This window comes from Streptomyces abyssalis, from assembly GCF_001751365.1.
GTDB lineage: Bacteria > Actinomycetota > Actinomycetes > Streptomycetales > Streptomycetaceae > Streptomyces > Streptomyces abyssalis.
The window spans coordinates 894,001-916,032 of record NZ_LJGT01000040.1; the positions used below are offsets into that span (position 1 = coordinate 894,001).

At 68.9% G+C, this 22,032-nt stretch carries 19 protein-coding genes and 1 pseudogene; 7 read left to right on the forward strand and 13 right to left on the reverse strand.

The features are described from left to right. Positions 1–35 precede the first annotated feature (35 nt). Positions 36–1,067 carry a GlxA family transcriptional regulator gene (locus AN215_RS18740; protein WP_070011864.1) on the reverse strand — a complete coding sequence of 344 codons (1,032 nt, stop codon included), beginning with the start codon at positions 1,065–1,067 and terminating at the stop codon, positions 36–38. A 43-nt stretch (positions 1,068–1,110) separates the two neighbouring features. On the opposite strand from AN215_RS18740, the gene AN215_RS18745 reads away from it, so the two are divergent. Together AN215_RS18745 and AN215_RS18750 are read left to right on the forward strand one after the other, a co-directional pair. Further along, positions 1,111–2,430 (forward strand): MFS transporter, encoded by a 1,320-nt coding sequence (locus tag AN215_RS18745; protein WP_070011865.1) that lies wholly within the window; start codon positions 1,111–1,113, stop codon positions 2,428–2,430. 93 nt (positions 2,431–2,523) lie between these two features. Further along, positions 2,524–3,246, forward strand: coding sequence for a cyclase family protein (locus AN215_RS18750; protein WP_079123179.1), 723 nt, complete (start codon positions 2,524–2,526; stop codon positions 3,244–3,246). A gap of 49 nt (positions 3,247–3,295) precedes the next feature. Here the strand turns inward: AN215_RS18750 and AN215_RS18755 are convergent, their stop codons facing one another. The 6 genes and pseudogenes from AN215_RS18755 to AN215_RS18775 all read right to left on the reverse strand — a co-directional run bounded on the left by AN215_RS18755 (position 3,296) and on the right by AN215_RS18775 (position 9,352). After that, a complete protein-coding gene (locus tag AN215_RS18755) occupies positions 3,296–4,024 on the reverse strand; it encodes a methyltransferase domain-containing protein (protein ID WP_070011866.1) in 729 nt (242 codons plus the stop codon). Between the two features lie 332 nt (positions 4,025–4,356). Beyond that, a pseudogene (locus tag AN215_RS28755) lies at positions 4,357–4,554 on the reverse strand (3-phosphoshikimate 1-carboxyvinyltransferase); the annotation flags it as partial. Positions 4,555–4,617: 63 nt separating this feature from the next. Beyond that, positions 4,618–6,147, reverse strand: a complete 1,530-nt coding sequence (locus tag AN215_RS18760; protein WP_070011867.1) for an asparagine synthetase B family protein — start codon at positions 6,145–6,147, stop codon at positions 4,618–4,620. Between the two features lie 16 nt (positions 6,148–6,163). Further along, positions 6,164–7,465: a 3-phosphoshikimate 1-carboxyvinyltransferase gene (aroA, locus tag AN215_RS18765; RefSeq protein ID WP_070011868.1), complete on the reverse strand. Its 1,302-nt coding sequence runs from the start codon at positions 7,463–7,465 to the stop codon at positions 6,164–6,166. A gap of 46 nt (positions 7,466–7,511) precedes the next feature. After that, the gene (locus tag AN215_RS18770; protein ID WP_070011869.1) at positions 7,512–8,873 is read right to left on the reverse strand and encodes a 3-phosphoshikimate 1-carboxyvinyltransferase; all 1,362 of its coding nucleotides are present in this window, start codon (positions 8,871–8,873) and stop codon (positions 7,512–7,514) included. A gap of 53 nt (positions 8,874–8,926) precedes the next feature. Continuing rightward, positions 8,927–9,352: a RidA family protein gene (locus tag AN215_RS18775; RefSeq protein WP_070011870.1), complete on the reverse strand. Its 426-nt coding sequence runs from the start codon at positions 9,350–9,352 to the stop codon at positions 8,927–8,929. 470 nt (positions 9,353–9,822) lie between these two features. Between AN215_RS18775 and AN215_RS18780 the strand changes: the two genes are divergently transcribed. Next, complete coding sequence (locus AN215_RS18780; protein WP_070012098.1) at positions 9,823–10,188, forward strand: winged helix-turn-helix transcriptional regulator; 366 nt, start codon at positions 9,823–9,825, stop codon at positions 10,186–10,188. Positions 10,189–10,547: 359 nt separating this feature from the next. On the opposite strand, the gene AN215_RS18785 is transcribed toward AN215_RS18780, so the two are convergent. From AN215_RS18785 to AN215_RS18795, 3 genes are all read right to left on the reverse strand, one after another. Then, the gene (locus tag AN215_RS18785; protein ID WP_070011871.1) at positions 10,548–11,351 is read right to left on the reverse strand and encodes an amino acid ABC transporter ATP-binding protein; all 804 of its coding nucleotides are present in this window, start codon (positions 11,349–11,351) and stop codon (positions 10,548–10,550) included. A gap of 14 nt (positions 11,352–11,365) precedes the next feature. Next, positions 11,366–12,151, reverse strand: a complete 786-nt coding sequence (locus tag AN215_RS18790) for an amino acid ABC transporter permease (protein WP_070011872.1) — start codon at positions 12,149–12,151, stop codon at positions 11,366–11,368. A gap of 69 nt (positions 12,152–12,220) precedes the next feature. Continuing rightward, positions 12,221–13,030: a basic amino acid ABC transporter substrate-binding protein gene (locus AN215_RS18795; RefSeq protein ID WP_070011873.1), complete on the reverse strand. Its 810-nt coding sequence runs from the start codon at positions 13,028–13,030 to the stop codon at positions 12,221–12,223. A gap of 499 nt (positions 13,031–13,529) precedes the next feature. Between AN215_RS18795 and AN215_RS18800 the strand changes: the two genes are divergently transcribed. Next, entirely contained in the window at positions 13,530–14,327 is a 798-nt protein-coding gene (locus tag AN215_RS18800; RefSeq protein ID WP_070011874.1) for an SDR family oxidoreductase, read from the forward strand. Between the two features lie 225 nt (positions 14,328–14,552). Then, positions 14,553–14,918: a cupin domain-containing protein gene (locus AN215_RS18805; RefSeq protein WP_070011875.1), complete on the forward strand. Its 366-nt coding sequence runs from the start codon at positions 14,553–14,555 to the stop codon at positions 14,916–14,918. Between the two features lie 137 nt (positions 14,919–15,055). Here the strand turns inward: AN215_RS18805 and AN215_RS18810 are convergent, their stop codons facing one another. Together AN215_RS18810 and AN215_RS18815 are read right to left on the reverse strand one after the other, a co-directional pair. Next, positions 15,056–16,399, reverse strand: coding sequence for an MFS transporter (locus tag AN215_RS18810; RefSeq protein ID WP_070012099.1), 1,344 nt, complete (start codon positions 16,397–16,399; stop codon positions 15,056–15,058). A 104-nt stretch (positions 16,400–16,503) separates the two neighbouring features. After that, complete coding sequence (locus AN215_RS18815; RefSeq protein WP_070011876.1) at positions 16,504–17,610, reverse strand: helix-turn-helix transcriptional regulator; 1,107 nt, start codon at positions 17,608–17,610, stop codon at positions 16,504–16,506. A gap of 63 nt (positions 17,611–17,673) precedes the next feature. On the opposite strand from AN215_RS18815, the gene AN215_RS18820 reads away from it, so the two are divergent. Further along, positions 17,674–19,941: an ATP-binding cassette domain-containing protein gene (locus tag AN215_RS18820; protein WP_070011877.1), complete on the forward strand. Its 2,268-nt coding sequence runs from the start codon at positions 17,674–17,676 to the stop codon at positions 19,939–19,941. 56 nt (positions 19,942–19,997) lie between these two features. Here the strand turns inward: AN215_RS18820 and AN215_RS18825 are convergent, their stop codons facing one another. Next, positions 19,998–20,675, reverse strand: a complete 678-nt coding sequence (locus tag AN215_RS18825; protein ID WP_070011878.1) for a TetR/AcrR family transcriptional regulator — start codon at positions 20,673–20,675, stop codon at positions 19,998–20,000. 181 nt (positions 20,676–20,856) lie between these two features. Between AN215_RS18825 and AN215_RS18830 the strand changes: the two genes are divergently transcribed. Beyond that, complete coding sequence (locus AN215_RS18830; RefSeq protein WP_070011879.1) at positions 20,857–21,933, forward strand: hypothetical protein; 1,077 nt, start codon at positions 20,857–20,859, stop codon at positions 21,931–21,933. Positions 21,934–22,032 lie beyond the last annotated feature (99 nt).

Consider the following 22,032-nt stretch of genomic DNA (forward strand, 5'->3'; position numbering starts at 1 on the left):
GCGGACGTCCGGCCGGGGCCTGAGAACGCAACTCCTCAGGTCCCGGCGATGAGACTCTCCGAGACACCCCGGAACGTACTGCGGTAGGCACTCGGAGAAACACCCACAGCGGCATGCAGATGCTGACGCAGTGAAGCAGCTGTTCCGAAACCCGCATCCGCGGCGACCACGTCCACGGAGAGTTCCGTCTCCTCAAGCAGCTGCCGTGCACGCTCGACGCGCTGCCGGGTAAGCCACTGCATCGGCGTGATCCCGAGTTCCTCGCGGAAGCGCCGGTTGAAGGTGCGGATGCTCATCGATGCCTGACCGGCCAGCTCCCCCAGGGTGAGAGGGCGGCCGAGGTGCTCCAGGGCCCATCTGCGGGCCGCGCCGGTGGAGGACGTGCCCGCCTCCGGCACCGGGCGCTGGATGAACTGGGCTTGCCCGCCCTCCCGGTAGGGCGGGACCACCGAGCGCCGGGCGATGTCGTTCGCGACCGCGGCCCCGTGATCGTTACGGATCATGTGCAGGCACAGGTCCATCCCCGCGGCGCATCCGGCCGAGGTGAGTACGCCCTCGTCCTCGGTGTAGAGGACGTCGGGGTCCAGATCGACGTCCGGGAAGAGCTCTCTGAACTGGCCCGCCCGCCTCCAGTGCGTCGTCGCCCGGCGGCCGTCGAGCAGGCCGGCGGCGGCCAGCACAAATGCCCCCGTACAGATCGAGGCGATCCGGGTGCCCGCCGGGATGCGGTCGAAGGCGTCGGTCAGCGGCTCGTCCAGATGGGGCGTCCGGCGGTCGTAGTCCTCATCCGATGCCGTGACGATCACGGTTTCCGCCTCCGAGAGGGCTTCGGGACCGTTGCGGACGATCATGCTGAAGTCCGTGTTCGTCCGCACCTCGCCAGGGGTGAAGGTACAGGTCACGACCTCATACAGCCGCCGCCCCTCCGAAGACTCGGCGTCGCCGAAGGCCTGATGCACGATGCCCAGCTCGATCGGCAGCTGCCCTTGGCGGACGAGTACGGCGATCCGGTGCCGACCGGAGTTCCCGAAAACAGCCATGGCCAAAGTCTTGCACAGCTTGGCCATCTGGCCACTGGTTGGGGGAGAGCGGATCTCGCACGATGCATGCATGGTTAAGACTTCGAAGGCCGTGCCGGACGCCCCCGGGAGGCATGAGGACACCGCGACGCGCCGGCCCGGCGTGCACCAGGCATGGTGGGTCCTGGCCGTCGCCCTCCTGGTGATCACCGCCTCCAACGCCTCGCTCGCGATGCCCGGAGTGCTGACCGAGCCGCTGCACGAGGAGTTCGACTGGTCGCGCGGCACGATCGGCTTCGCCGCCTCCGTCAACCTGCTGTTCTTCGGACTGACCGCGCCGTTCTCCGCGGCACTGATGGACCGCTTCGGCATCCGCCGCGTCGTCGTGGGCGCCCTGGGCTTGATCGGCGCGGGCGCGGCCCTGACCACGGTCATGACCCAGCCCTGGCAACTGGCGCTGTACTGGGGCTTGCTGATCGGCCTGGGCAGCGGCTCCATGGCGACCACGTTCGCCGCCACCGTCGCCAACCGATGGTTCGTCAGGCGACGCGGACTGGTCACCGGGCTGCTCGGCGGAGCGGCCCACCTCGGACAGCTGATCTTCCTGCCGGGGCTCGCGTGGATCGTCGAGCACTTCGCATGGCGCCCAGGTGTCGTGACGCTGGCCCTGGCGGCGCTCGTCATGGTGCCGCTGGTCTGTCTGATGCTTCGGGACCACCCCGCGGATCTGGGTCTGAAGCCGTACGGGGCAGCGGAGTTCACCCCGAAACCAGCCCCAGTGCCAGGTGCGGCCCGGCGCGCGGTGCGAGTGCTGATCGATGCCGCCCGGACACGGCCGTTCTGGCTGCTCGTCGGCACGTTCATGATCTGCGGTGCGACGACCAACGGCATCCAGTTCGTCCATTTCACCCCTGCCGCGCACGACCACGGCATGCCGCTGACCGTCGCGTCCTCGCTGCTGGCCGCGATCGGGATCTTCTCCTTCGCCGGCACGATCGCCTCCGGCTGGCTCACCGACCGCCTCGACCCTCGGTGGCTTCTCGCCGGCTACTACTCACTGCGCGGCTTGACGCTGGTCCTCCTGCCGCTGGTGATGACGCCCGACGTCGGACTGCCGATACTCGCCTTCGTCGTCGTGTACGGCCTGATCGATGTCGCCACCGTGCCCCCGACGATCGCACTGTGCCGGGAGCGGTACGGGCTGAAGGACAGCCCCATCGTCTTCGGCTGGGTCACCGCCTCCCACCAGCTGGGCGCCGGCCTCATGGCAGTTGGCGGCGGCATGGCGCGCGACACGTTCGGCTCCTACACCCCGGTGTGGATGGCGGCCGGGGGAATCTGCGCGACGGCGGCACTGATGGTGACGCTGGTGAGGCATCCGGCGCCCGCGGGGCCGCCGCGCTCTCCCTGACACGGCGCGGACGACGGCGCCTGTGACGCTCCCGGGCCGAACCCGCTTCCAGACATCACACACAGCGCATCCGACATGAGGAGAGGAACACCGATGGCGAACAAATCACTCTCGCCGCGCGTGACCGGGGCGTTCACCTCGGGCGCAGCGGGCGCCGCGTTCGTTGATCTCAGCCACGAGATCACTTCAGGCTCGACCGCCTACCCCGGGCTGCCCCAGCCCGAGCTCACCCCGTACCTCACCCACGAGCAGTCCCGCGAACTGTACGACGACGGCTACCAGTTCCACACCGGGCAGCTGCGCCTGGTGGGCCAGACGGGAACGTATCTGGACACGCCCTTCCATCCGTTCCCCGACGGCTACGACCTCTCCCGCCTCGACCTGCGGCGGGTGGCGAACGTACCCGCGACCGTCGTCGAGACGGAGGAACAGGAGATTCCCGCGGACTACTTCCTCAAGGCGGACAAGCTGTCGGGACGAGCCGTACTCATCCGGACCGGGTGGTCCCGGTACTGGGGAACGGACACCTACGGGAACGGCCGCCACCCTTACTTGTCGGCTGAGGCCGCGCAGCTCCTCGCGGATGCCGGGGCGTCCGTGGTGGGAATCGACTCACTCGACATCGACGGCACCCACACCCGCGCACGGCCGGCCCACCACGCGCTCCTGGGCGCGGGTATCCCGGTCGTGAAGCACCTGACGTCTCTTGACCGGCTTCCGGTCCAGGGCGCGAAGTTCACGGCGGTTCCGGTCAAGGTCAGCGGCCTCGGCACTCTTCCCGTGCGGGCCTTCGCGACGTGGCCGAGGTGGTCCTGAGTCAGGGCCGGCCGGGCGAGTGCCCGGCCGGCCCTGACCCGACTCGTGGTCACGCCGGATCGCTCACCTCGATCAGCAGGTACTCCGACTCGGCCATGTCGGTGCCGTCCTGGATCGTCTGGCGCCGCACGATCCGCAGGCTGCGCCGGGTCTCTTCGGCGAGACGGTAAAGGCCGGGCAGATCGCCCTTGGTGCTGCTGAAGAACAGCAGCACCGAGCCGTTCTCCGTGGTCCACTTCGGGGCTTCCTCCAGGAAACGGCGGTGGGCCACGTACCCGGGGTCCAGGAACGCATGTTCGTGCACCGACTCGAACTTGTGGTCCCCGGGAGCCCAGATGAAGTTGGAGTTCCAGAAGATGACGTCGAACCGTTCGTCTTCGGCGAGCCCGTCGAACAGATCGCTCTGCCGCGTCGTGACCCGGCCGGAGACGCCGTGCCGTTCGGCGTTCAGCCTCGTGTTCTCCACGGCGTACGGGTTGATGTCGGCGCCGACGACCCGCTCGCAGCCCGCGAGCGCGGCCATCACACAGATCAAGCCCGTGCCGGATCCCATCTCCAGCATCGAGTCCCACTTGAACGGCCCCGGCGTCAGCAGGTCGAGGAAGTCCAGGGAGACGTTGGTCGAGGGCCGGTAGATCGGTGCGAACACCTCGTCGAGGAGGTCCCACTCCTTGTCGTACAGGACGAATGTCCTGGGACGGTCCTCCCTTGTCACGTCGTTACCGCTGAGAGTCAGCGTTCGCTGGTAGTAGCTTTCCGGGCTTTCCTGCTGAGTCATCGAGACCTCCTTCAAAGGGCTTGCGGTCCGGTTCTGTTGATGTGCGACGGGGGAGAGAGATCCCCTGCCCGTCGCGGCCGGGCACGGCGTACACGCGAGGGCAACTGCCGCGCCCGGCACGGGAATCCGCCGGCCGAGCGGTCGGACAAGGACTTCCGGGGTGGTCTGCGCGCTCGGGACGAAGGGGGCCCGCGTGCTCGCCCCTGCGGGCACCTGATTCCGGCCCGGCGCCGCCGGATTGAGCCTCTCTCCGGGAAGTACGGATGCCTCATTCACATCATCGACTTCCACATACCGGGGAATCGGGGGAGCGTCTTGGAGGTGCCGGCTGTTCCAAGGCGTTGCAGCGCCTGCGTCATGAGCGAGGTGTCGCGGCTGCGCAGACCGCCCGAGATGCGGCTCGGGGATTGCGACACGGCAGCCAGGACGAGTGCCCGGTTCGTCATGCTCTTCGGTCCGGGCACCGGAACCCTCGCCCGGACCGGCTTCGAAGCTGTGGGAGCGGGCCAGAGTGCCGTCACCGGGGTCACCTTCCGTGGTTCGCCGGCTGAGGCGTGGGGCCGGCCCCTGGCGGGGGACCGGCCCCACGGGTCTCAGGAGATGAACTCGAAGTAGCCGTTGGGCGAGTAGTCGTAGCCCGCGCGCTTGTGGCGTTCCCGTGGCATCGGGTAGCCGGCGAGAAGGTACTGATGGAGGAAGAAGGCTCCCTCGGGTGTGTCGATGCCGATCGGCTGCCCGAGGGCCCGGTCGTAGTCGTCCCGCTGCAGGGCGTGGTCGACCAGGGTGGTCTTCAGTCCGCTTCCGTCAGGCATACGGATCTTCGGCCTGTCGACGAGGTACGAGGGCAGCCGGTCCCGGAAGGCTTCCCGGAGCAGCCACTTGTCCGTGCCCCCGCGAAGCTTCTGGCTCATGGGCACGCGGTAGGCGTACTCCAGCAGGTGACGGTCCATGAACGGGACGCGGGTCTCGACGGAATGCATCATGCTCGACCGGTCGACACGTTGGAGGTCGGTGCGGTGCAGGTTGTGCACCCGGTACCGCATGAGGTCACCGGGGTCCGGATGCTCCTTGAAGAGGTCGTATCCGGCCATGACTTCATCGCTTCCCTCCCCGCACAGTGCCAGTTTGAAGCCGTGCTCGCGGACCAGACGGAACGCGAAGTACCCGACGCAGGTGTCCATGGCGTCGATGGCCTCGAAGAACTCCGCTCCGGCGGCGATCCGCGGGATGACGTCGAACAGCTCACCGGTGGTGAGGCGGGAGACGATGTGCGGGATGCCTTCCTCGGCGCAGTACCGTTCAGCCACCTCCACGTCGGCCGAGCCCTCGAAGCCGATCGTCACGGCGGTCACATCGGGATGGTGGCGGCGGGCTGAATGCAGCACGGCGGCGCTGTCGATGCCGCCGCTGAAGGTCACGGCGACGGGCAGGTCGGTCTCGACCTGGTGCCGGACCGCGTCGTCGAAGAGCTGCCGGTAGGTCGCGACGGCTTCGTCGTCGCTCTGCCTGAGCGGACGGGGGTCGAGACGGAAGTACCGGTGAGGGACGCCGTTCTTGATGTACGTGCCGGGCTCGACGGTCCGGATGAGGCCGGGCTGCTTCAGCAGGGCCTTCTGCTCCGACGCGAAGTAGTAGGTCCCGTTCCACTCCGCGTAGTAGAGGGGCTTGATGCCGACGTGGTCCCGTGCGGCCAGTACGGAGCCGTCGCGTTCGTCATGGAGGACGAGGGCGAACATCCCGTTGAGTCGCTTGAGTCCCTCCGCGCCCCACTCGAGGTAGGTGTTCAGCACGACTTCCGTGTCCGATTCGGTGTGGAACCGGTGGCCGCATGCCATGAGTTCGTTCCTCAGGTCACGGAATCCGTACAGCTCGCCGTTGTAGGCGAGCCACACCTGCTGCCGGGCGTCGGTCTGCGGCTGGCGCGCCTTCGCCCGGTCGACGATGGCCAGCCGGTTCGTTCCCAGGGCCGCGCGAGGGCCGGCCCTCCTCTCCGCGAAGCACTCCGGGTCGCCCCTGTGGCGGATGCTCTCCAGCATCCCGAGGAGCTCCTGCTCGCGGGCCCGGGTTTCCCGCGGGCCGCTGCGGATGCCCGGGGGCGCGATGATGGCTGCTATTCCGCACATGGTCGTTGCTCCTCCCCTACGCGGTGACGGTGCCGCCGATGCGCTGCAGATGTTCGAAGAATCCGGGGTAGGTCTGGGCCACGTACTGGGGCTCGTTGATGGTGAGTCCTGAGCGGCTGCGGAGTGCCACGAGGCTCATGGCCATGACGACGGCGTGGTCGTAGTGGCTGTCCACGGTGACGTTGCCCGGCACCCCTTCCGGGCTGCCGTGCACGATGAGTTCGTCGTGCCTCTCCTCGGATTCGATGCCCGCGTTCAGGAGTTCCTGCCGGAAGTCGCTGATGCGGTCGCACTCCTTGTAGCGGATGTGCTCGATGTTGTGGAAACGGCTCGTGCCGTCGGCGTGTGCGGCGAGAGCTGCGAGAGGAAGGACGGCGTCCGGTGCTTTGGCACCGTCGAAGTCGACAGGTGTGATCACTCCGCCCCCACGGACGTGGATGGTGGAGGTGCCGGCGTCCAAGGCGACCCCGGCCCGCCGGAGATGGTCCAGGACGCCGTCCAGTTCCTCCAGGCCGTTGTGTTCGACGTCGACGTCGGAGTCCACGGCGGCGGCGAGAGCAAGGAGGGCCGCCGTGCTGGCAGGGTCGCTGCCGACCTGGTGATGTCCGGGCTGGAAGCCCGTTCCGCGCGTCACGGCATAACGGGTCAGGTCGTGCGAGGTCTCCACCTGGATGCCCGCGTCCCGGAGGACGCTGAGCGTCGTGAGGACCGGCGCGGGCGCCTTGAGCTCGTCGGGAACCGTCACGGTGAGCGGTTCGTCGAGGAGCCCGCCCAGGTACAGGAGGCCACTGAGGAACTGGGAGCTCCGCCGGCTGTTGACGGCGACGTCGCCACCGTGGATGTCCGAACCGTCCAGGGTGACGGGCAGCCGGCCCTCGTCGTCCGCGGTGGTGACACACACGCCCAGCGTGCGCAGCGCGTCCACCATCTCGCTGTTCCCCCTGCGGCCGAGGGACTGCGCGTAGGGCGTGACGAAGGTCGTCCGGCGCCGGACCGCGGTCGCGCCCATCAGCAGCCGCAGGACGATGCCCGAGTTGCCGGGGTCGACGGTCACGCCGTCGCGCCAGCGCCGCGTCCCCGACAGGACCAGGCGCCCCGGTTCATCGCTCTCGATCTCGGCGCCCAGCCCGGCGCAGGCGTCGATCATGGCCCGTACGTTGTGGCTGGGGGCCACGTTGTCGATGCGACTGCGCCCGGGAGCGAGTGCCGCCGCGAGGACGGCCCGGGCCGAGTAACTCTTGGATGCCGGGGGCCGGATGGTGCCCTTGAGGTTCTGCGCGGGGTGGATGTGCAACGTCTTGTTCCGGAGGAAGCTCATGACACTCCTCGGTAGAAGCTGTGCGGTGTGAGAGGGCCCAGCGGTTTCAGCGGGCGGGGCTGAGGACGCCGTCGGGCGTGCGGGCGGCATCGAAGTCGGCGCCCACACGCTCCAGGACCGTGAAGTAGTCCGGGAAGCTGGCGTGCAGGTGTTCCGCCCCGTTGATGGCGGTGGACAGCCGTGCTCCCAGAGCGGCTGTGGCCAGGCTCATGAAGATCCGGTGGTCGCCGTGGGATTCGGCCGTGACGCCTCCCACGGGCTCCTGGCGTCCGCTGGGCGTACCGAAGCCGTCGACCTCGCCGTCCGCCGTGTAGGTGGGGGCGATGCTGCAGCCCATGTGCCGCAACTGCTCCAGCATCATGTCCACTCGCCGGCACTTGTGGTTGTTGACGTGAGCTGCGTGGTGCACCGTCACCCGCGGTTCGACGAAGGGAGCCATGGCGGCCAGAGTGGGGACGACGGTGGGGATGTTCCGGGCGTCGATCTCCACATGACGGCTCGTCGGTTCGACCCGCTCGATGAGCAGGGTGTGCGTCGCGGGATCGTGCGTGGTGCGGATTCCGAGTTGCCGGAGCACGTGGAGGAACTCCCGCTCGGGCCCGAGCTGTGAGGGAATGTAGTCCCGGATCGTCACGTGACCGGACTCGGCGGTGGCCACAGTCCCGGCAAGGTAGGACAGCGCGGTGAAGTCCGATGCGATCTCGTGCACCCCGGACCGGTACATGCCGGGCCGTACGACGAAGCCGCTCTCGGTGCTCTCCACCCATGCCCCGCGTTCGCGCATCATGGCGACCGTGAGGTCGACGTACCCTTGCCCGACGCCCCGGCCCTGGGAGCAGTTGATGCGGACGGGGTCTTCTGCGAGTGGTGCGACCAGGAGCAGGCTGGTGAGGACCTGTGAGCTGTGCCGGGTGTCGATGTGAGCCGTCCCGCCGAGCCGGCGGCTGCCCCTGACCCGGATGCGCAGGTTGCGTGATGTGCTGAGGTCCTCGACGTCACCACCCAGTTCCGTGATGAAGCCGAGGTAGTCGCGGACGGGCCGGGCCAGCATGGAGGCGTTGCCTTCCAGGATCGTGTCGCCCCTGGCCAGGGCGGCAACTGCCGCCATGGTCCGCAGGTTGAAGGCGGATCCGATGGATTCCAGGGCTGTTCCCGGGACTTGGATCGACCTGCCTACGCCGCAGAACGAGACCTGGTGCGCGGTCTGGTCGGCCACCGTCATGCCGAGGCGCTGCGCGGCCTCGAACAGGCTTCTGGCTTCCGAGGACCAGGCCGGGTTGAGCACGACACTCGGCGTATTCGCCAGGAGGCCCAGCAGAATGCTGCGTTGCATGTGCGGCTTCGAGTGGGGAATTCGCGCGTAACCGCCTAACCCGTCCACCGCGGGATGCACGAGAACCATCGACATTTCCCTCGCCGTCCTTCCAGAATCTGACCCCGATGGGACAGGGTGCCTTGCGTCTAATCCGCGACGATGGCTGTCGCAGTCACCTCGACGAGGAAGTGCGGGCGGACCAACTGGGCCTGCACCGTCGTATTGACAGGCAGCACTTCGCCGAGGTGCTCCTTGTGTGCGAGTGCGTAGTCGTCGAAGTGGGAGAAGTCCGAGAGATGGGTCACCGTGCTGACGACGTCGTGCAGGTCGGCTCCCAGCTCTTTCAGTGCGCGCTGTATCTTGCGGATGATGAAGTCGGTCTGGGCGTAGGCGTCCTCGCCCTGGGCCCTTCCTTCGCCGTCGGACGCGACTGTTCCCGCGATGTAGACATGGTTTCCGACACGGACACCGCGTGCGTATCCCATCTGCGACTCCCACAGGGATTCACTGAAGGTTGTTTCCCTGGCCGCGGAACGCTGCTCGGAAACGGTCTGGATTTCGCCGACACTCATGATTTCCCCTTTCCCGGATGAATTGGCCGACCGGTTCTCTCTGGTCGCTTGTCAGCCGGCAGCGGGCCGGCGCAGACGCCGGACACCGCCGCTCGCCGTCGGTGGAAGCACTGCCGCGGACCGCTCGCGGTCGTCGGGGAAGACACCACGGATGGTGGCCGGAACACGGCCATGGCCAACGTCGGCGTTCCACGGCAGCCGGGCACTGCTGGGAAGCCGCGTCGTGCCCACCGCCGGTGCGGCGGCGCGCGGGACGGCCGGCTCGGTCCCGGCCGTCAGCGGGCTCGCGCACAGCACCGCCGGAGCGGTCCGGCGCCGCTGCCTCTCTCCCAGATCAGTAACCACGCGTCCCACTGTGTGGGCCTCGCAGCACGGCTCTCAAGTACGGACATTGATGTGCCTAGGGACTTCGGTGTGCCTAGTACCAATCGGTATACCGCCCGTGGGCAGTTTCAACTATTGTGGCGATCATGAGGAGAGCCCGAGAGCGCGTCGAGGAGATGGCCGACTACTGCAACACCGAGGTGTTCCTGTCGATCGTGGGAGGCAAGTGGAAATTACTCATTCTCATGTACCTGCTTCAAGGTACAAAGCGCTTCGGAGAACTGCGCCGGGCGCTGTCCACGATCACCCATCGGATGCTGACCCGCCAGCTCAGAGAACTCGAGGACGACGGTCTCATCCGGCGCACTTCCTACCCCGAAGTCCCGCCCCGCGTCGAATACTCCCTCACCGCCACAGGCCAAAGCCTGGAACCCCTCATTCGCCAACTCGACGCCTGGGGGCACCGCTACCGCGGCGAGCTCCACGAACTGGCCGCTCAGGAGGAAGCGTAAAGAAGAACGGTGCGGCTCCTGATCAAGAAGATCAAGGAAGAACGCACCGGTGACGAGCGAGAATGTGACGGAGACCGTTACCGCCGGCCTCCTGAGCCGAGGGTGTGGACCCCGAAGTGTAAAAACAAAACGAGCCACCGGTATTCCGGCGAGCGCCTCCACGGTCATCCCCTCCCGGCGCCGCACCGACGTCGCCCACAGCGCCGAAGCCCGATGAGCGAGACTCTCGGCAACGCGCTCATCCCACCGGTGAGTTGATCAACCGCAGCCCCGTCCGGCGAGTGCTCCCCCGACGGGCTTCTCCGTCGTCCAGCACCGTCCGGCTGCTCCGGAACCCGCCGTTCCCCGGGCGGTGCCGGTCAGGCCGGTGGCTCGCCGTCCTCGGTGACCTCGGCGGCGGCCGGGTCGAGCACGCGCGAGAGGAAGGTGCGGGTGCGCTGGTGCTGCGGGTCGCCGATCACCCGGCTCGGGCTGCCCTCCTCGACGATCACGCCGCCGTCCATGAAGACCACGCGGTCCGCGACTTCGCGGGCGAAGCTCATCTCGTGGGTGACGACCATCATCGTCATGCCCTCGTCGGCGAGGCGGCGCATGACGGCGAGGACGTCGCCGACGAGCTCGGGGTCGAGCGCGGACGTCGGCTCGTCGAAGAGCATCAGCTCCGGGTCCATGGACAGAGCGCGGGCGATCGCCACCCGCTGCTGCTGGCCGCCGGAGAGCTGGGCGGGGTAGGCCGACTCCTTCTCGGAGACCCCCACCCGCAGCAGATTGGCCCGGCCGATCCGCTTCGCCTCGTCCTTGGTCCGCCCGAGGACGCGCCGCTGGGCGATGGTCAGATTGTCCAGCGCGGACAGGTGCGGGAAGAGGTTGAAGCTCTGGAAGACCATGCCGATGCGGCGCCTGACCCGGTCGATGTCGACGTCGGGGTCGGTCAGTTCGGTGCCGGACAGGGCGACGGTGCCCGCCGTCGGCTCCTCAAGGAGGTTCACGCACCGAAGCAGCGTCGACTTGCCCGAGCCGGACGGGCCGATGACGCACACGACCTCACCGGGGCTCACCGTGAAGTCGATGCCCTTGAGGACTTCGAGATCGCCGAAGGACTTGTGCAGCCCCTCGACGCGGATCGCGGCCTCGTCCGCCTTGGTGCCGGCCACCTTCGTCACCTCTGTCACCTCCGTCACCTGGCCTTCGCGGTACGGGCCTCGAGCCGCCGGACCAGGTGGCCGAGCGGGAGGGTGATGATCAGGTAGCACAGCCCGGCGACGAGAATCGGGGTCAGACTGCGGTTCTCGTTCAGCGCGTCACGGCCGAACTTCGCCAGCTCGTACTGGCCGAGGGAGAGACCGAGCAGATAGACCAGCGAGGAGTCCTTGGTCAGCAGGATCAGCTCGTTGGTCAGCGGAGGCAGGACGATCCGGAACGCCTGCGGGATCACTATCGAGCGCATGGCACGGCCCTGCGACATGCCCAGCGAACGGGCCGCCTCCACCTGGCCCTTGGGCACGGCCTGGATGCCGGCCCTGATCGTCTCCGCCATGTACGCGGCGCCGACGAGGCCGAGGGCGAGCATCACGGTGACGTACTGGTTGATGACGACCTGGAAGGCGATCGGGACGCCGAAGCCGAGCGCGATGAACACCAGCAGCGCCGGCACGCCGCGGAAGAACTCGATGTACCCGATCGCCAGCCACCGGTAGGGCGGCACCGACGACAGCCGCATCAGCGCCAGTATCAGGCCCAGCGCGAGACCGAAGCCGAACCCGAGAAGGGTGTAGACGACGGTGTTGACCAGGGCGGTGGTGATGATGTCGGGGAACTGGGCCTGCGCGACGTCGAGATCGAAGAAGGCGCGGCGTATCTCGCCCCAGTTCGCGCCGAAGGCCACGGCCGCCACGACGAGAGCCAGCACCCCGTACTGGACGCCCCGGACGGTCCGCGTCCGCTGCCGGCGGGACATGGACATGTGGTGTGCAACTCCTCAACTGCCGGCTGCCCGGCGGGATTTCCCGGCCCCGGGGGGCCGGGCCGGGGCCTACTTCTCGGGCGCGGTGCCGAACCACTTCTTGTAGATCTTGTCGTACGTGCCGTCGGACTGGGCCTTCTTCAGCGCCCCGTCGATCTGCTTGCGCAGGGCGGTGTTCCCCTTGCGTACGCCGAAGCCGTACTGCTCGCCGGTGTCGAACTCGGTCGTGACGTCCGTGTCCGGGTTCTTCTTGACGTAGTCGTAGAGCACGCCGTTGTCGTTGATGCCCGCGGCGACCTGGCCGGATTTGACGGCGGTGAGCAGCAGGGCGACATCCTCGAACTGGACGAGCTCGACGTCCTTCGGGGCCTGCTTCTTGGCGTACTCCTCACCGGTGGTGGAGGCCTGCACGCCGAGCTTCTTGCCCTTGAGGTCCTTCAGGGAGGAGTACTTGTCGCCCTTCTTGGCGATCAGGGCCTGAGTGGCGTCGAAATACGGAGCGGAGAAGTCCAGGTTCTTCTTGCGCACGTCGTTGATGGTCATGCCCGCGGCGGCCGCGTCGCACTTGTTGGCGTTGAGGTCCTCGCCGGACTGGATGCCCTCCCAGGGCGTGTCCACGATCTTCTGGTCGACCTTGAGCTTCTCGGCCACCAGGTCCATCAGATCGACGTCGAAGCCGACGATCTTGCCCGACTTCTTGAACTGGAACGGCGCGTAGGGCAGGTGCGTACACACCGTGAGCTTGTCCTTCGCGACCAGTTGAACCTCGGAGCCTCCCGCGCCGGACGACTTGGTGCTCGTACAGCCGGCCAGCAGGCCGGACGCCAGGACAAGGGGGAGAGCAACTGCGACCGGACGAAGAGTGGTATGCGCAGACACCTTCGAGCCTCCAGGAGGTTGTTCGGCGAAGCCGCACCCGAAAGGGCGAGTTGCGCTGCATCCTTGCATCGCCGCGCCAACGTTGTCGCTGGTGAAAGAGTTGCGACCGGATAACGAACTCCTGAACCGTCCGCATGACGCCAGGGCCGCATATCAGCGCTCTTGCATTCTTCCGCCCCGGGGCGGAAGAGCTGTTCGGGATCTGTCTCGCACGGAAGCAGCCCCTGCCGGGGCAACGGCGCAACCTTGCATTTCATGCATTTCGCGGCTGTTGGCTGCCCGCTGGGCCTTTGCCCAGGAATCGCCGCGAAAACCAGTCACCATAGGGAAGAGCTGACCGGGACCATTCCCGCTGACACTCTGAAGCAATTTCTCACTGCCAGTGACAGACCGACAGCGAACTGAGCGGCGACCATTCCGTGGTCGCCCTGGGACGACCAGCATCACGAACATCTCTCGTGCCCGCCCGGTGTTGAGCGGCACTGGCATACTCGCATTCATGCGCAGCCACTTCGATCACAGCCGCATCGCTCCCGCAGAGGGCTCCGGCGGATCGGAGGGCGGCGTTGCCCTCGTCACCGGGGCGTCGCGAGGCCTGGGTGCCGCGATGGCACGGCAGTTGGCCGCCGACGGGTGGAGTGTCGCAGTGAACTACAGGTCCGCCGCGGAGGAGGCTCTCGCCGTTGTGCGGGGCATACGTGCCGGAGGCGGTTCGGCGGAGGCGTTCTGCGGGGACGTCACGGACGAGGACCCGGTCGCCGGCCTCGTCGAGCGGGTGACGGCGTCGCTGGGTCCTGTTCGCGTGCTGGTCCTCAACGCGACGGGCCCGCAGCCTGCCGTCGCAGTGGAGGACCTCACCTGGGAAGCGCACTTGAACCAACTGCGCTTCTTCGTCAAGAGTCCCACTCTGCTGCTGCGTGCCGTACTGCCCGGGATGAAGGCCCTCGGCAGTGGCAGAGTCATCCAGATCGGCTCCGACATCTTCGAGCGGGCGCTGCCCGGTATGTCGGCCTACGTGGCGGCGAAGGGCGCGCAACTGGGCCTGACCCGTTCGTGGGCACGGGAGTTGGGGCCGCACGGCATCACCGTCAACCTGGTTGCCCCGGGGTGGGTCCCCGTGGAGCGTCACGCGTCCGCCACGGAGGGCGAGTTGCGGGCTCACGCGTCTGAAGTGCCGCTGGGCCGCGCGGGCACCCCTGCCGACATCGCCTCCACTGTGTCCTTCCTGGCCTCCGAGGCCGCGGGGTTCATCACCGGCGAGTGCATAACAGTCAACGGTGGCCACACCACAGGCTGACAAAGGCGCACAACCCGCAGACGTGATCAGCGCGATTCCTCTCCTGGTCGGCACCGGGTTCCCGGCGGGCGGAGTTCACCGATCCCCTTGCCCGGCTTCTCATGGCTGGGGCGTTCCGGCTGCCGTCGTCACTCTGGCTGCAGCAGATGCGTACACGTCCGGAGACGAGGCCGGGTAGTTTCACCGGCCTTGCGCGCGATGCTGATTGGTCGCCATCATGATCACATGGGCGGGAAAGTCAACTTCGACGAAATGCTCGGTCGCTTCTCTGATCACTGGTCGCCGAAAGTCGTCGGCCGGATGAACGACTATGAGATGAAACTGGTCAAGATCCAGGGTGAGTTCGTGTGGCACACCCATGACGACACCGACGAGGTGTTCATCGTCCTCGACGGCGAACTCACGATCCAACTACGGGACCGTGACGTCGTGCTCGGAGCACACGAGATGTTCACCGTGCCGCGCGGCGTCGAGCACTGCCCGAAGGCCGACCAGGAGGTCAGCGCCCTGCTCATCGAGCCGCGCGGAGTGATCAATACGGGAGAGGCAGGCGGCTCCCTCACCGCCGCGTACCAATCACTGATCGACTGACCCGCCGGGCGTTCGTCCCGGCTGCTGCGGCTGGGGCCCGTTCCTGCTGCTTCCGAAGAGATCTCAACCAGTCACGCCCGTACGGGCATTGACGTGCGCGGAGCCGGGAGACAAAGCCGGACCGGAACCGGGGACGCTCAGGACGGGGACGGGGCGCTGTCGCCCGAGGGCCCGGGGGAGTCCTTCAGCAGCGGCTGGACCAAGGGCGGCGCAGCCGTCGTGCGGCGCTCCAGGTTCCGTACGCCCGGCACGCACAGGACGGCGGCGGTGAGGGCCACGATCAGCGCCGAGCAGCCCCAGAGCGCGGCGGACCGTCCGATCAGCGCCTCCACAGGTCCTGCGAGCGCCGTGGCCACGGGGACCATGGCGACGGAGCCCAGCCAGTCGTAGGCGGAGACGCGGGAGAACTTCTCCTCCGGCACCTCCTGATGCAGCGCCATCATCCAGGTCACCGCGAAGACTTCGACGGCGAGCCCGCTCCCGAACATCACCGCCGTCAGCGGGCCGGCCGTCACCGGCACGGCGAGTGCCGCGGAGGGCAGCGCGAGCGGGAACACGCACAGCGCGCCCGCGAGCAGGATGCGTCGCGGCTGCCAGCGGGTCATGAGCAGGGCACCGCCGACCGTGCCCGCGCCGAAGGCGGCGAGCGCGACACCCCAGGGCCCGGCGCCGCCCAGGTGCTCCTCGGCGACCAGTGGTCCGTACACCGCTTCGGCGGCGGCGACCACGGCGTTGACGACCGCGAACTGCACGATCACGGACCACAGCCAGGGTCGCCCGGTCACCTCGCGCCAGCCGTCGCGGAGGTCGGCGAACAGCCCGGTGCCGCGCACCCGTTCAGGCATGCCGCTCAGGTCGAGGAGGCCCCGCAGGGAGCCGGCGACGGCGAACGCCGCCGCGTCCACCGCGAGCACCCAGCCCGGGCCGAGCGCGGCGACCAGCGCACCGCCCAGCGCGGCGCCGCCGATGTGCGCGCCGTTCATGCCCATGCGGAAGACCGCGAAGGCCCGTGCCGACTGCTCACTCCGGACGGTCGCCAGCACCATGCCCTCGGCGGCGGGCCCGAAGAACGCCTGCCCTGTGCCGCCGAGTGCCGAGAGAACGGCCATCTGCCACAACCGGGCCTCCCCGGAGATCACCAGGACGGCGAAGGTGCCCTGCGAAAGGCAGTTGAGCGCGTTGGCCGCGACCATGACGTGGTGCCGGGGCAGCCGGTCGGCGACCGCGCCGCCGATGAGCAGGAAGAGGACCAGCGGGACCGTACGGGACGCGGCGATCAGACCGACGTCGGTGCCGTCGCCGCCGGCCTCGAGCACGGCGAACGCCGACGCGATGAGGGCACCTGAGCTTCCGAGTCCGGTGACCACGGCGGCCGTCGTCAGCAGCGTGTAGTTGCGTCCGGCCCACGGGGGCCTGCGCGGCGCGAGGCGTCTGCGCGAGGGAGGGCCGTCGGCCGGCGCCGCCCCCGGTCCGTGATTCACCCCCCGGACTATGAACGCCGCGGCCGTCGGTTGCAACCGCTTTTCCCGGTGCCCGGGGTGCCCGTACGGAAGGGGTCCGGCCCACGGAATCTCCGCGGTTCCGGTCAGTGAGCGGCTCCAGGGGCCTCCGGGACGTCCGGGGCGTCCGCGGCCTCCGGGGTCGCCGCCGACAGGAGCCGCCTGCCGAATGTGCGGCAGGACTCGGCGAGTTGCGTGCCGGAGCTGATCCGGAAGTCCGCGTCCAGGAAGGCGAGGTTGAGGACCAGCCACTGCCAGGAGTCCAGCGCGAGGCTGACGCGGGTCCGGCTGTCGCTGACGGCGTGGATCTCGGCATCCTGGAACTTCAGGGCGTCGGCCACGTCCGCGGCCGGGGCTTCGACGAGGACGCCGACGTGCTGTCTGCCCCTGTTGAGCCCCTGCCGCAGGTACTCCGCCGCCGACTCGGCGGGCAGCGGCCGCGGCTCGTACCGGTCGCCCGTCCGCAGTGGTCCGGTGATGCGGTCCAGGCGGAAGACGCGCCAGTCCTCCCGTTCGAGGTCCCAGGCCAGCAGGTACCAGCGCAGCAGATGATGGACCTGCCGGTACGGTTCAACGCGCCGGTCCGTCCGCTCCCCGCGTGCGTCGGTGTACGTGAACGACATCGTCTCGCGGTGCGCGATGGCCTCGGCGGCGGTGCCGAGCTGCTGTGCGGTCACGCTCGGAGCGTGTTGCGGACTCGTCTCCAGGCTGGAGCGGATCGATGCGAGGCGGGGACGCAGCCGGGCGGGGAGGAACTGGTCCAGCTTTCCGTAGGCGCGGGTCGCGGCGTCGTCGATCCCGCTTCCGCCGGCCTGGCCGCCCTCTGCCCGCCCGCTGTCGGCCCGTCCGCCCTCCGCCTGCCCGCCCTCGTCGGACCGCCCTGTTCCGGCGGACCGGGGCCCTTCGGCCGGCGGCTCCGTGGCGGCGAGGGAGGCGAGGGCCAGCAGCGTCGCCACCGCTTCGTCGTCGTCCAGGACGAGCGGCGGCATCGTGCGGCCCGCGGCGAGGCGGTAGTAGCCGCCGGGCCCCGGCTGGGTCCGGACGGGGTATCCGTATCCGCGCAGCCGGTCGACGTCCCGGCGCAGCGTCCGCGGGCTGACGCTCAGCCGCCGGGTCAGTTCCTGCCCGCTGAACCGCCGGCCCGTCTGCAGGGTCGACAGCAGTGCCAGCATGCGTTCGGTGACGTCGGCCATGCCCTCGATCCTGCCAGCTGTCGCGGTCAGGATGTGGCCGCATCTGCTCGTAGCCTCGCAGGCATGACAGAGCGGAACATCAGCCTTCGCGGAGTCCGTACGAACAACCTGGCCGAGGTGGACGTCGACGTCCCGCGCAACCGGCTGGTCGTGTTCGTCGGCGTGTCCGGCTCGGGCAAGTCGTCACTCGTCTTCGACACGATCGCCGCCGAGGCCGGGCATCAACTGGGGGAGACCTTCCCGCCGTTCGCGAGGAACCGGCTGCCGAAGTGGGCCCGTCCGGACGTCGAGCACATCGGGGGCCTGACCCCGGTGGTCGTCATCGACCAGCGCCGGATCGGCGGCAACGCCCGGTCGACCGTCGGCACCGTCACGGACGCCTGGACCTATCTGCGGCTGCTGTTCTCCCGGCTCAGCAGCCCCCACGTCGGCGAGTCGAACCACTTCTCCTTCAACGACCCCGCCGGCATGTGCACGGGCTGCTCCGGTCTCGGCGAGGTGGTGGTCAGCGCGGTCGAGCGCTTCCTGGACCTGGACAAGTCCCTTGCCGGCGGGGGAATCCGGCTGCCCGGCTTCGGCAACGGCGGCTACTGGTACTCCCAGTACGCAGACATCGGTTCGTTCGACGAGCACACCCCGCTCCGGCACTGGACCCCGTCCGAACGCAAGGCGCTGCTGTACGGGGGTGAGGCGGCGGCGAAGCTGGGCCGCAAGCCTCCCAAGGGCTACGAGGGAGTCGTCGAGCGGTTCGAGCGGATCCACCTGCACACCTCCGACAACCTCTCGGAGCGCAAGCAGGACGTGATCCGGCGCTTCACCCGGTCCGCGACCTGCGCGGAGTGCTCCGGTGACCGGCTGAAGGAGGCCGCGCGAGGTGCCACCGTGCTCGGTCACACCATCGGCGAGATGTCCCGCCTGGAGATCACCGAGCTCGTGAACCTGGTCCGTGCGGTCGAGCCGGCGCGGGTCGCGCCCGTCGTGGACGCGCTCACCGCACGGCTGGAGGCGATGATCACGATCGGCCTCGGCTATCTCACGCTCTCCCGTGCGACGACGACCCTCTCCGGCGGGGAGTCGCAGCGGATCAAGACGGTCAAGCACCTCGGCTCCAGCCTCACCGAGATGACGTACGTGGTCGACGAGCCGACCGTGGGACTGCATCCCACCGACGTGGATTCCGTGATCGAGCTTCTGGAGCGGCTTCGCGACAGCGGCAACAACGTCCTCGTCGTCGAGCACGATCCGGCGGTGATGGCGCACGCGGACCAGATCGTCGAGATCGGCCCGGGTGCGGGTGCCGCCGGCGGACGGCTCGTCTTCCAGGGGACCTTCAGCCGGCTCCGGGACGCCGGCACACCGACCGGCCGTGCCCTCGCCCGGCACCGGCCGCTCAAGCGCGAACCGCGTCCCGCCACGGGGCACTTCACTGTCACCGACGCCTGCCGCAACAACCTGCGGCATCTCACCGTGCGGTTCCCCACGGGAGTGATGACCGTCCTCACCGGCGTCGCCGGCTCCGGCAAGTCCAGCCTCGCGGACGAACTGGTGGCCCAGCACGGGGCGACCGTGATCGACCAGAAGCCCGTCAGCACCAACCGCCGCTCCACTCCGGTCACTTACACCGGCATCGCTCCCGCGATCCGCAGGCTCTTCGCCAGGCGCAACCACGTCGCCGCCGGTCTGTTCAGCGCCAACTCCGGGGGCGCCTGCCCCGACTGCAGAGGGCTCGGCGTCATCTACACCGATCTCGCCTTCATGGACGGCCAGGAGGTCGTCTGCGAGACCTGTCTCGGCCGCCGCTTCACCTCCGAGGTCCTCGCACACACCGTGGACGGACTGTCCATCGCCGACGTGGACGACCTCACCGTCGACGAGGGCGTCGCGCGGCTGCCCGAGGCGGCCGTCTCCCGGGAGCTGGGCCGGCTCGCCGCCGTCGGCCTGGGCTATCTGCGTCTGGGGCAGTCCCTGAGCACGCTGTCGGGAGGAGAGTGCCAACGGGTCAAGATCGCAAGGGAGCTCCGTCACGCGGAGGCACCCACCACGTACGTTCTCGACGAGCCCACGACAGGCCTGCACATGGACGACATCGGCACGCTGATGCACGTCCTCGACGGTCTTGTCGGGCAAGGCCACACGGTCGTCGTGATCGAGCACAACCTCGACGTCGTCCGCCAGGCCGACTGGCTCGTCGACCTCGGCCCCGGGCCCGGCAGACACGGCGGGAGCGTCCTCTACGAAGGCCATGTCGCCGACTACACCGACCGCGGCAACCCCACCGGGCACGCCCTCGGCCGGACGGGGCCGGAAGCCCTTGCCCACGCGCGCAGTTGAGCTGCACGCCGGGCGAGTGCCCTGGCACGTACGCCGTGCGGAGCGCGTGTCCGCCTTCAGCGGGGCCGTTCGCCCGGCGCCCGGGTCGCCAGGTCGAACAGAGTCACCAACTCCTCGGCGTACGACGGCAGATCGAGGTCCGGTTCGGTCCGCCGCAGGAACGGCAGCCCGTTGAGCGAGCGTTGGAGCGTCGCGGCCATGACCAAGGTGTCGAACGCCCTGAACTCCCCGTCCTCCTGGCCCCGCCGCAGGATGTCCTGGATGTGCCCGAGAACGCCGCGGTCGGTGGCCGCGTCGTACGCCGCGGGGTTGCCCTCCTCGTCGTGCAGCGCGGCGAAGACCGACTGCAGCGCGCTCATCCGGGTGCGGTGCCCGTCGACGAACGCGACCACGCCGGTGATGTACGCGCGCAGCTCGTCGGACGCGGTGTACGGCTGCTCCGGTTCGCCGGGGGGCTGCCCGATCGGCCGGCTCGCCGGCTCCTCAACCGCCCGTTCGGCCAGGAACCGGTTGATCGATGCGTAGACGTCGGCCACCACCGCCCTCACCAGTTCGTCCTTGCCCGCGAAGTGGTAGGAGATGAGCCGCGTGCTGCTCAGCCCGCCGCGCTCGGCGATCCGCGCGAACGTCGTACGCCGGTAGCCGAGTTCGGCAATGGTCGCGATCGTGGCTTCGATGATCTGGGCACGTCGCGTCGTCGCCGCGGCGGTCCTCGCCTCGGGCGTTGCGGGCATCGGCGGCTCCTGTCCGTTTCCCGGCGGCTCCACACGGGACGCGCCTTCTCCTCGCGTACATCCTCGCGGTCCAAGTGGGCACCAGGGACCGGCCGTTGCGTCATCTTACTCGACCGAGTAACTTTTACTCGGTCGAGTAAATCTGTACACGGGACAGGGGGACGACGTGGCGGATCGGCCGATGGAACGCACGTCGAAGGACGGGAATCGCAAGGCCGCCTGGACGCTGGTCGTCCTCGCACCGGCCAGCGCCGAGGTGACGTTCTCGGGCGTGAACATGCCGTTCATGTGGCTGCTGCTGCCGGCACTGGTGGTGATGTACGGCTCGGGCGTCCTGCTCCTGCGTGAACTGGTCGCCCGCTGCGGAGGCGGCTGGCCCAGCCTGCTGGTGGCGGGCGTGGTCTACGAACTCGTCGAGGACGGCATCGGCCTCCAGGCGCTGACCAGCCCGAATCTCTACGGGGCAGCCGAGTGGGGGCCGCGGGTGCTGGGCTTCAACACCGCCTACTGGGAATCCCAGATCGGCTATCACACGGTCTTCAGCGTGCTGATTCCGGTGCTCCTCGCCGACCTGATCTTCCCCGGGCACCGGGGCCGCCCGTACCTGCTTCGCGGCGGCATGGCCGTCGCCGCGCTCGGAACCGTCGCCGGCGTGGCCATGCTGCGGGTGCTCATCGCGGCCACCGAGGACCCCGGGTACCAGGCGCCGCTTCCGGTCGTGCTCGGCATCCTGGCCGCGGTCGCCGTGCTCCTTCTCCTCGCGCTCCGCGTGCTTCCCGGCAGGACGCCGGTGCCGGGCCCGTCCGCGCCGAACGGGCGGCGCGCACCGCGGCCGGTGTTCGTCGCCCTCATGGGAGGAGCCGCCTCCGTGTGCTTCCTCGGGCTGCTGATGCCGCCGGGCCTGCTGCCGGGCCGGCCGGACGCGGACGGCACGATCACATGGGCCGGATTCGTCCCGATGGTGCTGGCCGCCGCGGTCGCGGGCGGCGCCGGGTGGCTCGTCCACCGCTGGTCCGGTGCGGTCGACTGGTCCGACGGCTACTGGATCCGGCTCGCCGGAGGTGCCCTCATCGGGCGGACGCTCTACGCGGTGGTCACGGCCCCCGCCGTCAACGACTACGAATGGGGCCCGTCCGCAGTCGCGTTCACTGTCGGGACGGTGATGATCGCGGCGATGGCCTTCCTGCTGGCACGCCTCGACCGGCGGATCCGGCGCCGTGCGGCCGAGCGGGCCTCACTGGCCGGGTCTCTGACCTGAACCGCCGAACCGCCGAACCGCCGAACCGCCGAACCGCCGAACCGCTGAACCATCCGGGCGGCGCGCGGCGACCCTGTCCAGGGCCCACGGGTCACCCGA

Excerpts from the sequence above, each read along its gene's own strand:
- AN215_RS18780 (WP_070012098.1), top strand. The coding sequence starts at position 9,823 with ATGAGGAGAGCCCGAGAGCGCGTCGAGGAGATGGCCGACTACTGCAAC.
- AN215_RS18825 (WP_070011878.1), bottom strand. The coding sequence starts at position 20,675 with ATGCCCGCAACGCCCGAGGCGAGGACCGCCGCGGCGACGACGCGACGT.
- AN215_RS18775 (WP_070011870.1), bottom strand. The coding sequence starts at position 9,352 with ATGAGTGTCGGCGAAATCCAGACCGTTTCCGAGCAGCGTTCCGCGGCC.
- AN215_RS18770 (WP_070011869.1), bottom strand. The coding sequence starts at position 8,873 with ATGTCGATGGTTCTCGTGCATCCCGCGGTGGACGGGTTAGGCGGTTAC.
- AN215_RS18815 (WP_070011876.1), bottom strand. The coding sequence starts at position 17,610 with ATGGCCGACGTCACCGAACGCATGCTGGCACTGCTGTCGACCCTGCAG.
- AN215_RS18790 (WP_070011872.1), bottom strand. The coding sequence starts at position 12,151 with ATGTCCATGTCCCGCCGGCAGCGGACGCGGACCGTCCGGGGCGTCCAG.
- AN215_RS18760 (WP_070011867.1), bottom strand. The coding sequence starts at position 6,147 with ATGTGCGGAATAGCAGCCATCATCGCGCCCCCGGGCATCCGCAGCGGC.
- AN215_RS18740 (WP_070011864.1), bottom strand. The coding sequence starts at position 1,067 with ATGGCCAAGCTGTGCAAGACTTTGGCCATGGCTGTTTTCGGGAACTCC.
- AN215_RS18745 (WP_070011865.1), top strand. The coding sequence starts at position 1,111 with ATGGTTAAGACTTCGAAGGCCGTGCCGGACGCCCCCGGGAGGCATGAG.
- aroA (WP_070011868.1), bottom strand. The coding sequence starts at position 7,465 with ATGAGCTTCCTCCGGAACAAGACGTTGCACATCCACCCCGCGCAGAAC.
- AN215_RS18830 (WP_070011879.1), top strand. The coding sequence starts at position 20,857 with ATGGAACGCACGTCGAAGGACGGGAATCGCAAGGCCGCCTGGACGCTG.
- AN215_RS18750 (WP_079123179.1), top strand. The coding sequence starts at position 2,524 with ATGGCGAACAAATCACTCTCGCCGCGCGTGACCGGGGCGTTCACCTCG.
- AN215_RS18820 (WP_070011877.1), top strand. The coding sequence starts at position 17,674 with ATGACAGAGCGGAACATCAGCCTTCGCGGAGTCCGTACGAACAACCTG.
- AN215_RS18800 (WP_070011874.1), top strand. The coding sequence starts at position 13,530 with ATGCGCAGCCACTTCGATCACAGCCGCATCGCTCCCGCAGAGGGCTCC.
- AN215_RS18755 (WP_070011866.1), bottom strand. The coding sequence starts at position 4,024 with ATGACTCAGCAGGAAAGCCCGGAAAGCTACTACCAGCGAACGCTGACT.
- AN215_RS18805 (WP_070011875.1), top strand. The coding sequence starts at position 14,553 with ATGGGCGGGAAAGTCAACTTCGACGAAATGCTCGGTCGCTTCTCTGAT.